The 13,338-nt window shown below is 73.5% G+C and carries 10 protein-coding genes; 2 read left to right on the forward strand and 8 right to left on the reverse strand.

What is annotated here, in order from left to right; all coding sequences use genetic code 11:
• Position 1: 1 nt before the first annotated feature.
• Positions 2-1,366 (reverse strand): NAD(P)/FAD-dependent oxidoreductase, encoded by a 1,365-nt coding sequence (locus tag HZZ00_RS07080; RefSeq protein ID WP_180331405.1) that lies wholly within the window; start codon positions 1,364-1,366, stop codon positions 2-4.
• Positions 1,367-1,643: 277 nt separating this feature from the next.
• Between HZZ00_RS07080 and HZZ00_RS07085 the strand changes: the two genes are divergently transcribed.
• Positions 1,644-2,132: a GNAT family N-acetyltransferase gene (locus HZZ00_RS07085; RefSeq protein ID WP_180331406.1), complete on the forward strand. Its 489-nt coding sequence runs from the start codon at positions 1,644-1,646 to the stop codon at positions 2,130-2,132.
• 16 nt (positions 2,133-2,148) lie between these two features.
• On the opposite strand, the gene HZZ00_RS07090 is transcribed toward HZZ00_RS07085, so the two are convergent.
• A complete protein-coding gene (locus HZZ00_RS07090) occupies positions 2,149-3,330 on the reverse strand; it encodes a MarP family serine protease (protein ID WP_180331407.1) in 1,182 nt (393 codons plus the stop codon).
• 364 nt (positions 3,331-3,694) lie between these two features.
• On the opposite strand from HZZ00_RS07090, the gene HZZ00_RS07095 reads away from it, so the two are divergent.
• Positions 3,695-4,429 carry a peptidoglycan recognition protein gene (locus HZZ00_RS07095; RefSeq protein WP_180333416.1) on the forward strand — a complete coding sequence of 245 codons (735 nt, stop codon included), beginning with the start codon at positions 3,695-3,697 and terminating at the stop codon, positions 4,427-4,429.
• Here HZZ00_RS07095 and HZZ00_RS07100 read toward each other — a convergent pair.
• The 6 genes from HZZ00_RS07100 to lpdA all read right to left on the reverse strand — a co-directional run bounded on the left by HZZ00_RS07100 (position 4,419) and on the right by lpdA (position 13,158).
• Positions 4,419-4,937, reverse strand: coding sequence for a DUF4240 domain-containing protein (locus tag HZZ00_RS07100; RefSeq protein ID WP_180331408.1), 519 nt, complete (start codon positions 4,935-4,937; stop codon positions 4,419-4,421). The two genes, HZZ00_RS07095 and HZZ00_RS07100, sit on opposite strands and share 11 nt — an antisense overlap.
• A 54-nt stretch (positions 4,938-4,991) precedes the next feature.
• Positions 4,992-5,975 (reverse strand): YafY family protein, encoded by a 984-nt coding sequence (locus HZZ00_RS07105; RefSeq protein WP_180331409.1) that lies wholly within the window; start codon positions 5,973-5,975, stop codon positions 4,992-4,994.
• An 83-nt stretch (positions 5,976-6,058) separates the two neighbouring features.
• Positions 6,059-8,761 carry a pyruvate dehydrogenase (acetyl-transferring), homodimeric type gene (gene aceE / locus HZZ00_RS07110; RefSeq protein WP_180331410.1) on the reverse strand — a complete coding sequence of 901 codons (2,703 nt, stop codon included), beginning with the start codon at positions 8,759-8,761 and terminating at the stop codon, positions 6,059-6,061.
• Between the two features lie 303 nt (positions 8,762-9,064).
• The gene (locus HZZ00_RS07115; RefSeq protein WP_180331411.1) at positions 9,065-9,688 is read right to left on the reverse strand and encodes a GntR family transcriptional regulator; all 624 of its coding nucleotides are present in this window, start codon (positions 9,686-9,688) and stop codon (positions 9,065-9,067) included.
• Between the two features lie 209 nt (positions 9,689-9,897).
• Positions 9,898-11,709: a 2-oxoglutarate dehydrogenase, E2 component, dihydrolipoamide succinyltransferase gene (sucB, locus tag HZZ00_RS07120; protein ID WP_180331412.1), complete on the reverse strand. Its 1,812-nt coding sequence runs from the start codon at positions 11,707-11,709 to the stop codon at positions 9,898-9,900.
• 60 nt (positions 11,710-11,769) lie between these two features.
• Positions 11,770-13,158 (reverse strand): dihydrolipoyl dehydrogenase, encoded by a 1,389-nt coding sequence (gene lpdA / locus HZZ00_RS07125; RefSeq protein ID WP_180331413.1) that lies wholly within the window; start codon positions 13,156-13,158, stop codon positions 11,770-11,772.
• Positions 13,159-13,338: the final 180 nt, after the last annotated feature.

Here is a 13,338-nt window from a genome sequence, read left to right on the forward strand (position 1 = left end):
CTCAGGCCGCCTCGGGCAGCGTGGGCGCGGGGTCGGCCCGGTGGATGGAGCCGGCGGCGCCCAGATCGGTCAACAGGGCCCGCACGGCCCGGTGGGAGGAGTGCAGGGCGCCCTGGACGGTGCTGGTGTCGCGGTGGTCGCCGCAGACGTAGAGGCCGGCCAGGAGCCGTACCGGGCGCCGCAGGTCGTGCGGCGGGCGCATCACCGGTACCGCCTCCGGGGTGTGGTGCACGGCCAGCGTCTCCCAGCGGCGCGTGGAGGTGCCGTACAGCCGCGAGAGGTGGATGCGCACCGCGGTGTCCACGCCCTCCGGCGGCGTGCCGAGCACCGTCGAGGAGATCAGCACCCGCCCGGCCGGCGCCCGGCTCGGGTCCACGTTGCTGAGCACCGAGGTGTGCGCCACCGGCCCGCCACGGTCCGCGTCCAGCAGCAGCGACGACCCGGTGGCGAACGCCGCCGCGGGCTCGTCCGTGGTGTGGTGCACCACCGTCACCGGGTGGAACTCCGGCACCCTGAGCCCCGGCAGCAGTTCCGCCGCGGCGCGCGCGTCGGTCGCCAGCAGGACCGCCCGGCAGCGGATCTCCCCGTGCTCGGCGGTGGCCACCGAGGTCGTGGAGACCGAGGTGACCCGCACCCCGGTGTGCACGGTGCCCGGCGGCAGGGCCCGCGCGAGCAGCTCGGGCAGCATCTCCGCGCCGCCCTCGGGCACGCACAGCCGCCCGCTCGCGAAGGCGCGCAGCGCGAGGTCGGCGCACCTGCTGGAGGTGGTCAGCCCCGGGTCGCACAGCAGCGCGGCGAGCAGCGGTCGCAGGAAGCCGTCGACGGTGCGGGCCGGCACGCCGCGGGCCGCGAGCGCCTGGGCGGCGGGCAGTTCCGGACGGGCGAGGAGCCGTTCGACCGGCGTCGCGGCGAGCCGGCTCAGCGCCGCGCCCAGCCGCGCCTGGTCCATCGCCCCGCCCACCGGCGCCCCGCCCCGGCCGGGCGGCGCCGCGGCCCCCCTCGGGGCGCTCGCGAGGGCGCGCACCACATGCAGTGCGCCCCTTGCGCTCCCTCCGCCCGCCGGCGCGCCCGCGCGGTGCACGCGCCCGTCGCGGTGCAGCAGGACGCCCGGCGCGAAACGCCGCAGGACCAGGGAGTCCAGCCCCGGGGTCAGCCGGAGTGCGGGATACGACGTGGACAGCAGCTGTCCGATGCGGTCGAGCCGGAAACCGTCGACCTTCTCCGTCGACATACGGCCGCCCGCGTAAGGGGCGGCCTCCAGGACTGCGGTCGTTACTCCTGCGCTGGTGAGCCGGTGTGCCGCCGAGAGACCGGCGATTCCGGCTCCCACGATGACGACGTCCACCTGGTTCGCGGGCTCAAGCACGAGGCCCCTCCTGCTGTGGTTGCGCGGCCGGTGGAGGCGACACGCCCCGACCGGCCCCAGGGATACCCGAGTTCGCGTCGAGTATCGGTGCCGTGATCGGTCGTAAGGAGTCGCGCATCGACAGGGCACGGTCGCATAGAGGTCGCATTCAGTCACATCCGTTCCGCGGGCCGCAGAGCACCCCCGCGCGCCACGGCGGAGCCCTCGCAGAGTGCCCCCCGCCGTCGCCGCGGAAACCCGCTGGGCCGCCGGGAACCGCGGCCTTAAGGTGATCACCATGCCCGAGCCGCACATACGCCCCGCCGTGCCCGACGACGACGAGCACCTCGCCCTCCTCGACGGGACCCTGTGGTCCACCCTGCACGCGGTCACGCCCCGCCCCGAGCCGCCGTACCCGCCGTTCTTCGGCGAGCGCCACCCCGTCGGGGATTTCCTCGTCGCCGAGGTGGACGGGCGCGTGGCCGGCTACGTCCGCCTCGCCCAGACGATCCCGCTCGCCTCCCACGCCCACGTGCTCAGCATCCAGGGCTTCGCGGTCGCCGAGGAGGCCCGCGGCCGGGGAGTGGGCCGGGCGCTGATCCGGGCCGCCGTCACCGAGGCCCGCGCGCGCGGGGCGCGCCGCCTCACCCTGCGCGTGCTCGGCCACAACACCCCGGCCCGCAGGCTCTACGAGTCCGAGGGCTTCGCCGTGGAGGGCGTCCTGCCCGGCGAGTTCCTGCTCGACGGCGCCTACGTGGACGACGTCTGCATGGGCCGCTCCCTGTGACGCCCTGAGGGCCGCGTCAGCCCACCAGCGCGCCCGTGTCCACCGGTTCTGTCGCCGTGGCCGCCCGCCGGGCGTCCGGCGCCACCTCGGCCGCCGTCAGCACGTACCCCGTCTCGGCGTCCGAGGTGGAGCGGGCGAAGACCACCCCGAACACCCGCCCGTCCGTGGTCAGCAGCGGGCCGCCGGAGTTGCCCGGCCGGACCGTGGAACGGATCGAGTAGATCTCCCGGGTGACCGCGCCGTCGCTGTAGATGTTCTGCCCGGTCGCCCGCACCAGGTTCCCCACCGTCGCGGCCTGCAGGTTCAGGCTGCCGTCCTGCGGATAGCCCGCCACCACGGCCGAGTCCCCGCGCGAGGCACCGGTGTCGAAGCGCAGCACCGGCGCGCGCAGCCCCGGTACGTACAGCACCGCCACGTCCCGGTCGGGGTCGAAGAGCACCACCCGGGCCGGGTACGCCTCCCCGACCCCGCCCACCCGCACGCTCGGGTGCGCGATGCCCGCCACCACGTGCGCGTTGGTCATCACCCGCTCCGAGGCGAAGACGAAGCCGCTGCCCTCCCGGCCCTCGCTGCCCGAGACGCCCTCGATCTTCACCGTGCTCAGCTTGGCGGCGTTCGTCGCGGCGGGCGTCACGCTGTCGCCGGTGGGGCGCGGCACCCGGGCCGTCGACTCGTTCTCGAACGGGTTGAAGACCTGCGGGAAACCCGCGTCCGTCAGCGCCGAGGTGGCCCGGGAGAACCAGGCGGGGGTGGTGTCCGGCATCGTCCGCTGCACCGCGCCCAGCAGCGAGGAGTCCCGGATCGCCGTGGTCAGAGCGGGCGAGGGGGCCGCGCTGAGCACGCTCGCCGCCACCCAGGCCACGATCAGCACGGCCACCGCGTTGGCCGCCGCGCCCCCGATCCCGTCCACCACCCGCAGCGGCCCCCGGTCCAGACCGCCGCGCAGCCGCAGCGCGAGCCGGCCCGCCAGTTCGTGCCCCACCGCCGCGGGCACCAGCACGGTCAGCACCGCGAGCACGGTCGCCGCCGCCGAGCCCCGGGCCACGTGGCCCGTCACCCAGGGCAGCGCCCACACGCCGACGACCGCGCCGCCGACGAACCCGGCCAGCGACACACAGCCGGCCACCAGGCCACGCCGGTACCCCGACGCGGCGTACAGGAGGATCACCAGCACCAGCAGCAGGTCGAGCAGGTCCACGGAGCCGCCTTTCTCTCGGGCCCGGCACGCGCCGTCGGGCCCGTCGAACGGTCACAGGTACATGATCGGCCGCCGGTGGCGAACCGGCCACGCGTGCCGGTACCACCGGAAACGTCCCGGACCGGGACGATGGTTCCGCCAGGTGGCACAGCGCACATCGCGGGCGGGTGCGGGCGGGCCGAGAGTGGGGGCCATGTCCCTCGTCCGAAGAGCCCGAACGGCCCGAGGAACGGCCCGGGAAGACCGGAGAACCCGGAGGGCCAGCCGCCTCGGGAGGGCCCGGGGAATCCGGTCGGTGCGCGCCGCGCGGCTGCCGCGGTTCCCCGGCCCGCCGCTGGTGCTGCCGGGTTCCCTGCCCGGCCTCATGGCCCTCCTCGTGCTCGCCCTGCACGCGTGGGGCGGGACCGGTCCCGCACGGGTCCCGCCCGACCGGCCCGCCGCCCTCGACCTCGGGCGCCTCGCCGCCGCCCACCGCGCCGGCCGGCCGCTCGTCGTGCCCCGCTCCGTCTGGGCCGGCACCACCCTCGGGCACTCCCAGCCGCCGCCGCGCTACGACGACAAGGTGATCGCGGTCTTCGTGCACCACACCGACTCGCCCAACGGCTACCGGTGCGCCGACACCCCCGAGATCATCCGCCGCCTGTACGCCGGGCAGACCGGCCTGCGGCAGTGGGACGACATCGGCTACAACTTCCTCGTCGACCGCTGCGGCACCGTCTACGAGGGCCGCGCCGGGGGCGCCGACCGGCCCGTCGTCGGCGCCCACGCGCAGGGCTTCAACCACCGCACCGCCGGGATCGCCGCCATCGGCACCTTCACCGCGGGCGTGCCGGTGCCACACGCACTGACCGACGCCATCGCCACGCTGGCCGCCTGGAAGCTGGGCCTGTCCGACGTCGATCCGCGCACCCGGGTGCGCCTGGTCTCCAGCAACGGCCGCAGCCGCTTCCCCGCCGGCACCACCGCCACCCTGCCCGCCGTGTCGGGACACGACGACGGCTTCATGACCAGCTGCCCCGGCGCCGCCCTCACCGCCCGCCTGCCGGAGATCAGACAGACGGCCGCGCGCCTCCAGGGCCGGACCGGCCTCAGCCCCTGAACCGGTCCCACAGCCGCGGGTAGCGCGCCGCGAGGGCCGACTCGTCCTCGAAGTCGACCGGGGTGCCGGCCGGCTCCGCGGGCGCGGGCGGCAGACCCAGGTCGGCCGCCACGGTGCCGGTGAGCCGCTCGTACGCCTCGTCGGCCGCGTAGCCCAGCTCCTCGCCGTCGCCGTCGACCTCCTCGTCGAAGTCGTCCAGCAGCTCCGCCAGCGCGTCCGGGTCCTGCAAGGCGCCCTCGAACACCTCCCGGCCCTGGCCGATCAGCCAGCACCGGAAGAAGTCGAACGCGTCGTCGCCGGCCCCGTCCAGCAGCACCCAGGCGGCGCCCCACAGGTCCCATCGCCAGGCGCGGTTGTAGCGGGCCTCGAAGTGACGGGCGAAGTCCAGGACCTGCTCCGGGTCCAGCCGGACCAGCCGGTCCACCAGAAGTTCGGCCTGCTCCTCGGGATCGCCCCCGGCGGCCTCACGGGTGGTGTCGACCAGCGCCCAGAACTCCGTCTCGTCCATCACCGCTCCAGCATCGGGCCTCGGCCCCCGGGACGCACGCGGAGGTACCGCCGCTCACGCCCCCGCGCCCCGGTACAGCTCCGCGAGCCGGGCCGCGTCCCGCGCGAACCGCTCCCGCAGGCTCCGCGGCGCCAGCACCTCCGCCTCCGGCCCGAGCGCGGTCAGCTGGGCGTGCGCGACCTCCTCCGACTCCACGGGCAGCGTCACCGTCACCCACCCCGCCTCGTCGGGCTCCCCGGCACCGGCCAGCCCCTCCCGCGCCGACAGCGCCTCGACGGCGTACGGCAGCCTGCGCACGCCCTCCGGGGACAGCCGCACCACCGCCTCGGCGCGCAGGATCGACCGTGCGAACCGCTCCGCCTGCGCCACCCAGTAGCCGGGCAGGTCGAAGTCCTCGTCGCGCCGGAAGCCGGTGTCGGCCGGCACGACGGCGGTGAAGCGGTCGACGCGGTACGTACGGAAGGCGTCCGCGTCCGGCACCCGGGCGCACAGGTACCAGGCGCCCGCCTTCAGCACCAGCCCGTACGGCTCCAGCAGCCGCTCCACCTCGCCGTCGCCGCGCCGGTAGCGGGCCGTGACGCACAGGTCGTCCCACACCGCCTCGGCGACCGCCGGCAGCAGCGCGGGGGTCTCGGGCTCGCGGAACCAGCCGGGCGCGTCCAGGTGGAAGCGCTGGGCCGCCGTGCGCGGGGCGTCCCGCAGGGCGGGCACCAGCGCCGCCGACACCTTCAGCCGGGCCGCCGACGCCGCGTCCGCGAGCCCCATGTCCCGCAGCGCGCCCGGCACCCCGCTGAGGAACAGCGCCTCGGCCTCGCTGCGGCCAAGACCCGTCAGCCGCGTCCGGTACCCGCCGACCAGGCGGTACCCGCCGGCCCGCCCCCGGTCCGCGTACACCGGCACCCCCGCCTCGGACAGCGCCACCGCGTCCCGTGTCACCGTCCGCTCCGACACCTCCAGCTCCCGCGCCAGTTCACCGGCGGTCATGGACGCCCGCGCCTGGAGAAGCAGAACCATCTTGATGAGCCGCGCCGCACGCATGGGGACATCATGCCGGGCGGCACCGACAAGGAAGGGGCACGGCGAGCCGCCGTGCCCCTTCCCCGGATCCTGCCGACCGGTGACTACAGGCCGTACTTCTCCCGGGCCTCCTTCACCGCCGTCGCCTTGACCTCGCCGCGCCGGGCGAGCTGGGCGAGGGCGGCGGCGACGATGGACTCCGCGTCCACGCCGAAGTGGCGGCGGGCCGCCGGGCGGGTGTCGGAGAGGCCGAAGCCGTCCGCGCCCAGCGAGGACCAGTCCTGCTCCACCCACTGCGCGATCTGGTCCGGGACCTGGCGCATGTAGTCGGAGACCGCGAGGACCGGTCCCTCGGCACCCTGGAGCGCCCGGCGCACGAACGGCACGCGCTCCTCGCCGCGCAGCAGGGCGGCGTCCGCCTCCATCGCGTCACGGCGCAGCTCGGACCAGGAGGTCGCCGACCAGACGTCGGCCGCGACGCCCCACTCCTCGGCGAGGAGCTTCTGCGCCTGGAGCGCCCAGTGGATCGCCGTGCCGGAACCCAGCAGCTGGATGCGCGGGGCGTTGGCCGGGACGGTGACGCCCGCCGACTCCGCCGTGTTGAAGCGGTACAGGCCCTTGACGATGCCCTCGTCGATGCCCGCGACGCCCGGCTTCGCCGGCTGCGGCAGCGGCTCGTTGTAGACGGTCAGGTAGTAGAAGACGTTCTGGTCCTCGCCCGGCTGCGCCTCGCCGTACATCCGGCGCAGGCCCTCGCGCACGATCACCGCGATCTCGTAGGCGAACGCGGGGTCGTACGTCAGCGCCGCCGGGTTGGTCGCGGCGATCACCGGCGAGTGGCCGTCGGCGTGCTGCAGGCCCTCGCCCGTCAGCGTCGTCCGGCCCGCCGTCGCACCGACCAGGAAGCCGCGGCCGAGCTGGTCGCCGAGCTGCCACATCTGGTCGGCGGTGCGCTGCCAGCCGAACATCGAGTAGAAGATGTAGAACGGGATCATCGCCTCGCCGTGCGTCGCGTACGCGGTGGACGCGGCGATGAAGTCGGCCATCGACCCGGCCTCGGTGATCCCCTCGTTGAGGATCTGGCCGTTCTTGGCCTCCTTGTAGAACATCAGCTGGTCGCGGTCGACCGGCTCGTACGTCTGGCCCTTGGGGGAGTAGATCCCGAGCGACGGGAAGAGCGACTCCATACCGAAGGTGCGCGCCTCGTCGGGGACGATCGGCACCCAGCGCTTGCCGGTCTCCTTGTCGCGCACCAGGTCCTTGACCAGGCGGACGAAGGCCATGGTGGTGGCCACGTTCTGCGAGCCGGAGCCCTTGTCGAAGGAGGCGAACGCCTTCTCGGCGGGGGCCGGCAGCGGGGCCAGCGGGTGCGTGCGGCGGGCCGGGGCGGGACCGCCCAGGGCCGCGCGGCGCTCCTGGAGGTAGCGGACCTCGGGGGAGTCGGCGCCCGGGTGGCCGTAGGGCACCACGCCGTCGACGAAGTCGCTGTCCTTGATCGGCAGTTCGAGCAGGTCGCGCATCGCCTTGAACTCGTCCACCGTCAGCTTCTTCATCTGGTGGTTGGCGTTCTTGGACGCGAAGCCCTGGCCGAGGGTGTGGCCCTTGACCGTCTGGGCGAGGATCACGGTCGGCGCGCCCTTGTGCTCGACGGCCGCCTTGTACGCGGCGTAGACCTTGCGGGCCTCGTGACCACCGCGCGAGAGGTGGAAGCACTCCAGGATCTTGTCGTCCGACAGCAGCTTCGCCATCTCGACCAGCGCCGGGTCGGCGCCGAAGAAGTCCTGGCGGATGTAGGCGGCGTCGCGGGTCTGGTACGTCTGCACCTGCGCGTCCGGCACCTGGCGCAGCCGGCGGACCAGCGCGCCCGTGGTGTCGAGGGCGAACAGCTCGTCCCAGGCGGTGCCCCACAGCGTCTTGACGACGTTCCAGCCGGCGCCGCGGAACTGGGCCTCCAGCTCCTGCACGATCTTGAAGTTGGCGCGGACCGGGCCGTCCAGGCGCTGCAGGTTGCAGTTGATGACGAAGGTGAGGTTGTCCAGCTCCTCACGGGCGGCGAGCGCGAGGGCCGCCGTCGACTCCGGCTCGTCCATCTCGCCGTCGCCGAGGAACGCCCACACGTGCGAGGACGAGACGTCCTTGATGCCGCGGTTGGTCAGGTAGCGGTTGAAGCGCGCCTGGTAGATCGCGGACAGCGGGCCGAGGCCCATGGAGACCGTGGGGAACTCCCACAGCCAGGGCAGCCGGCGCGGGTGCGGGTAGGACGGCAGGCCGTTGCCGCCGGCCTCCTGGCGGAAGTTGTCCAGCTGCGCCTCGGACAGGCGGCCGTCCAGGAAGGCGCGGGCGTAGATGCCGGGGGAGGCGTGGCCCTGGATGTACAGCTGGTCGCCGGAGCCGTCGCCCTCCTTGCCCTTGAAGAAGTGGTTGAAGCCGGTCTCGTAGAGCCAGGCGGCGGAGGCGAAGGTGGCGATGTGGCCGCCGACGCCGTGCTTGCTGCCCCGGGTCACCATGGCGGCCGCGTTCCAGCGGTTCCAGGCGGTGATGCGGGCCTCCAGCTCCGGGTCACCGGGCACGGCCGGCTCGGCGGAGGTGGGGATGGTGTTGACGTAGTCCGTCTCCAGCAGCTTCGGCAGCGCGATGCCGCCCGCCTCGGCGCGCTCCAGCGTGCGGCGCATCAGGTACGCGGCGCGATGCGGGCCTGCCTCCCTGGCCACGGCGTCCAGGGAGGCCTGCCACTCGGCGGTCTCCTCGGGGTCGCGGTCCGGGAGCTGGTCCAGCTCGCTCGGCTGGATGGCGTTGGGGTCGGTCATGTCGCCGCCTTCCTCAGTCGAAGGGGGTTCCCTCACAGGCAAGGGTTCGGGGGTGCCCTAGGTCTTTGGCAGGACAGGGCAGAGGACTTCGGGTGGAAGTCCGTCCGTGACTGTAACTCCCTGATCGATGATCGATCAAAGGGTGGAGAGAGAAAATCTCTCGATTTCAAGAAAGTCGGCACCCGGTGCCTTGGAAGAGGGCACCCGGTGCCGGTTTTGATCAGGGAATTCGCAGGTGAGTGGGGCCGCGCTCGGGTACGCGGAGCGGCCGTCCCGGTATGCCCGCCGGTGCGCCGGGGTGCCTCAGGCGCGCGGGGCGCACCCCAGGACGTGCGCCTTCACCAGCTCCGCGATCCGCGGATCCCGGCGCTTGAAGGCCTGCACCAGTTCGTCGTGCTCCTCGGCGTACGACTGCTGCACCGTGCCCAGCCAGCGGATCGACAGCGCCGTGAAGACCTCGATGCCGAGCCCCTCCCAGGTGTGCAGCAGCACCGAGTTGTCGGCGGCGCGCACCAGTTCGCGGTGGAAGGCCACGGTGTGCCGGACCTGGGCGGTGCCGTCGGCCGCGCTGTCGGCCTCGTACAGGGCCAGCACATGGGGCTCCAGGGCCGAGCAGTCCCGGGCGAGGCGGTCCGCGGCCAGCTCCGCCGCGATGGCCTCCAGACCGGCCCTGACCGGGTAACTCTCCTCCAGGTCGGCCGCGCTCAGATTGCGCACCCGCACGCCCTTGTTCGGCGCGGACTCGATCAGCCGCAGCGACTCCAGCTCGCGCAGCGCCTCCCGCACCGGGGTCTGGCTGACCTCCAGCTCGGTGGCGATCCGCCGTTCCACGATCCGCTCGCCCGGCTGCCAGCGCCCGCTGACGATTCCCTCCACGATGTGCTCGCGGATCTGTTCGCGCAGCGAGTGGACTACGGGCGCGGTCATGAGGGCTCCTCCCGGGGGCAGACATTTAGACAATACGGCGGCTTCGCTGCGCGGGTAGGGCGCGCGGGGGTGCTTTTGCGCAGGTGAGACAAGGCTTACACGGGGTGCGGGGGCGCAAACGGCGCATACGCTCCCAGCCACGGAAAACGCCGGTGCCCCCGCCCGGAAGGTCCGGACGGGGGCACCGGCGTGTGCGCGGTGACCGGTGATTACAGGCCGAGCTCGACCTCGAACTCGCCGGCCTCCAGGATCGCCTTGACGGCCGTCAGGTAACGGGCCGCGTCGGCGCCGTCGACCAGGCGGTGGTCGTAGGAGAGGGTCAGGTACGTCATGTCGCGGACGCCGATGACCGTGCCCTCCTCGGTCTCGATGACGGCCGGACGCTTGACCGTGGCACCGATGCCGAGGATCGCGACCTGGTTCGGGGGCACGATGATCGTGTCGAACAGCGCGCCGCGCGAACCGGTGTTGGAGATGGTGAAGGTCGCGCCGGACAGCTCGTCCGGGGTGATCTTGTTGGCGCGGACCTTGCCCGCCAGCTCCGCCGTGGCCTTGGCGATGCCCGCGATGTTGAGGTCGCCGGCGTGCTTGATGACCGGGGTCATCAGGCCCTTCTCGGAGTCCACCGCGATACCGACGTTCTCGGTGTCGAAGTAGGTGATCGTGCCCTCGGCCTCGTTGATCCGGGCGTTGATGACCGGGTGGGCCTTCAGCGCCTGGGCGGCGGCCTTCACGAAGAACGGCATCGGGGAGAGCTTGACGCCCTCGCGGGCCGCGAACGAGTCCTTCGCCTGGGCGCGCAGCTTCATCAGGCGGGTGACGTCGACCTCGACGACCGACGACAGCTGGGCCTGCTCGTGCAGCGCCTTGACCATGTTGTCGCCGATGACCTTGCGGATGCGGGTCATCTTGACGGTCTGGCCGCGCAGCGGGGAGACCTCCAGCGCCGGGGCCTTCTTGGCGGCCGGGGCGGCCGCGGCGGCCGGGGCCGGAGCGGCGGCGGGGGCCTTCGCGGCCTCGGCGGCGGCGATGACGTCCTGCTTGCGGATGCGGCCGCCGACGCCGGTGCCCTTGACGGTGGCCAGGTCGACGCCGTTCTCGGCGGCGAGCTTGCGTACCAGCGGGGTCACGTACGCGCCCTCGTCGGTCGCCTGGGTGGCGGTCGGGGAGGTCGGCGCGGTCGCCGGGGTGACCGGGGCCGGGGCGGGAGCCGGGGCCGGGGCGGCGGGCTGCGCCGGGGCGGCGGGGGCCGGGGCCGGAGCCGCGGGGGCGGCCGGAGCCGGAGCCGGAGCGGCCGGAGCCGCCGGGGCGGCGGGGGCCGGAGCCGGGGCGGGCTCGGCGGCCGGGGCCGGGGCCGGGGCGGCCGGAGCCGGAGCGGCGGCCGGGGCGGCACCCGGGGCGCCGATGACGGCGAGCTTGGCGCCGACCTCGGCGGTCTCGTCCTCGCCGACCACGATCTCCAGCAGCACGCCGGAGGCGGGCGCCGGGATCTCGGTGTCGACCTTGTCCGTGGAGACCTCGAGCAGCGGCTCGTCGGCCTCGACGGAGTCGCCCACCGACTTCAGCCAGCGGGTGACGGTGCCCTCGGTGACGGACTCACCGAGCGCGGGCAGGACCACGTCCGTGCCCTCGGCGCCACCGGCCGGAGCGGCGGGGGCGGCCGGGGCCTCGGCGGCCGGGGCGGGGGCCGGGGCCTCCGCCACCGGAGCGGCGGCCGGGGCCGGAGCCTCGGCGGCCGGGGCCTCGGCGGCGGCCGGGGCCGGGGCGGCGGCGGGGGCACCGCTGCCGTCGTCGATCACGGCCAGCTCGGCGCCGACCTCGATCGTCTCGTCCTCGGCGACCTTGATGGAGGCCAGCACGCCGGAGGCAGGGGAGGGGATCTCGGTGTCGACCTTGTCGGTCGAGACCTCGAGCAGCGGCTCGTCGGCCTCGACGCGCTCGCCCTCGGCCTTCAGCCAGCGGGTGACAGTGCCCTCGGTGACGCTCTCACCGAGCGCCGGAAGGGTTACGGAAACCGCCATGGTTTCGGTTGCTCCTTACGAATTGCGGAAGTCTGTGTCGTCGCGCCCGTTGACCAAGGGTCAGTCGTGGGAGTGCAGCGGCTTGCCGGCCAGGGCCAGGTGGGCCTCGCCGAGCGCCTCGTTCTGCGTCGGGTGGGCGTGGATGAGCTGGGCGACCTCGGCCGGCAGCGCCTCCCAGTTGTAGATCAGCTGGGCTTCGCCGACCTGCTCGCCCATGCGGTCGCCGACCATGTGGACGCCGACCACGGCACCGTCCTTCACCTGGACGAGCTTGATCTCGCCCGCGGTGTTGAGGATCTTGCTCTTGCCGTTGCCCGCCAGGTTGTACTTCAGAGCGACGACCTTGTCCGCGCCGTAGATCTCCTTGGCCTTGGCCTCGGTGATGCCGACGGAGGCGACCTCCGGGTGGCAGTACGTCACCCGCGGGACACCGTCGTAGTCGATCGGAACGACCTTCAGACCGGCCAGACGCTCCGCCACCAGGATGCCCTCGGCGAAGCCGACGTGCGCGAGCTGGAGGGTCGGGACGAGGTCACCGACGGCGGAGATGGTCGGAACGTTGGTCCGCATGTACTCGTCGACCAGGACGTAGCCCCGGTCCATGGCGACACCCTGCTCCTCGTAGCCGAGGCCCTGGGAGACCGGGCCGCGGCCGACGGCGACGAGGAGGACCTCGGCCTCGAACTCCTTGCCGTCGGCCAGGGTGACCTTGACGCCGTCCTGCGTGTACTCGGCCTTCTGGAAGAAGGTGCCGAGGTTGAACTTGATGCCGCGCTTGCGGAACGCGCGCTCAAGAAGCTTGGAGCTGTTCTCGTCCTCGACCGGGACGAGGTGCTTCAGGCCCTCGATGACGGTGACGTCGGCACCGAAGGACTTCCACACGGAGGCGAACTCGACGCCGATGACACCGCCGCCCAGGATGATCGCGGACTTCGGCACGCGGTCCAGGACGAGGGCGTGGTCGGAGGAGATGATCCGGTTGCCGTCGATCTCCAGGCCCGGCAGCGACTTCGGCACCGAGCCGGTCGCCAGCAGGACGTGGCGGCCCTGGATGCGCTGGCCGTTCACGTCGACGGAGGTCGGGGAGGACAGCCGGCCCTCGCCCTCGATGTACGTCACCTTGCGGGACGCGATCAGACCCTGCAGACCCTTGTAGAGGCCGGCGACCACGCCGTCCTTGTACTTGTGGACGGCCGGGACGTCGATGCCGTCGAGGGTGGCCTTGACGCCGAACTGCTCGCTCTCGCGGGCCTGGTCGGCGATCTCGCCCGCGTGCAGCAGGGCCTTGGTGGGGATGCAACCCCGGTGCAGGCAGGTGCCGCCGACCTTGTCCTTCTCGATCAGGGCGACGTCCAGGCCCAGCTGCGCCCCGCGCAGGGCCGCGGCGTAACCACCGCTACCACCGCCGAGGATCACTAGGTCGAAAACGGTGCTGGCGTCGTTCGCCACGTCACGTCCTCCATGCATGTGCGCCTTGCGCCGATCTCCGATGACCGGCGGGCGGCTGGTGTCCGGCCGCTTGATGCTTCGGCCCTTCGGTGGGGGCCCTGTCCTGCCGGGCTCCATCTTTGCACTTGTTGGAGGTGTACGAGTCGCCGGGCCGGTGTGTGAGACGTCCCACGTTCCCGG

The sequence above is a fragment of the Streptomyces sp. NEAU-sy36 genome (assembly GCF_013423905.1).
In the GTDB taxonomy this organism is placed as follows: Bacteria; Actinomycetota; Actinomycetes; order Streptomycetales; family Streptomycetaceae; genus Streptomyces; species Streptomyces misionensis.

What these genes read in the sequence shown, in the direction of transcription:
- HZZ00_RS07095 (WP_180333416.1), top strand. Translation starts at nt 3,695, where the DNA reads ATGGCCCTCCTCGTGCTCGCCCTGCACGCGTGGGGCGGGACCGGTCCC.
- HZZ00_RS07105 (WP_180331409.1), bottom strand. Translation starts at nt 5,975, where the DNA reads ATGCGTGCGGCGCGGCTCATCAAGATGGTTCTGCTTCTCCAGGCGCGG.
- HZZ00_RS07085 (WP_180331406.1), top strand. Translation starts at nt 1,644, where the DNA reads ATGCCCGAGCCGCACATACGCCCCGCCGTGCCCGACGACGACGAGCAC.
- sucB (WP_180331412.1), bottom strand. Translation starts at nt 11,709, where the DNA reads ATGGCGGTTTCCGTAACCCTTCCGGCGCTCGGTGAGAGCGTCACCGAG.
- HZZ00_RS07100 (WP_180331408.1), bottom strand. Translation starts at nt 4,937, where the DNA reads ATGGACGAGACGGAGTTCTGGGCGCTGGTCGACACCACCCGTGAGGCC.
- HZZ00_RS07115 (WP_180331411.1), bottom strand. Translation starts at nt 9,688, where the DNA reads ATGACCGCGCCCGTAGTCCACTCGCTGCGCGAACAGATCCGCGAGCAC.
- aceE (WP_180331410.1), bottom strand. Translation starts at nt 8,761, where the DNA reads ATGACCGACCCCAACGCCATCCAGCCGAGCGAGCTGGACCAGCTCCCG.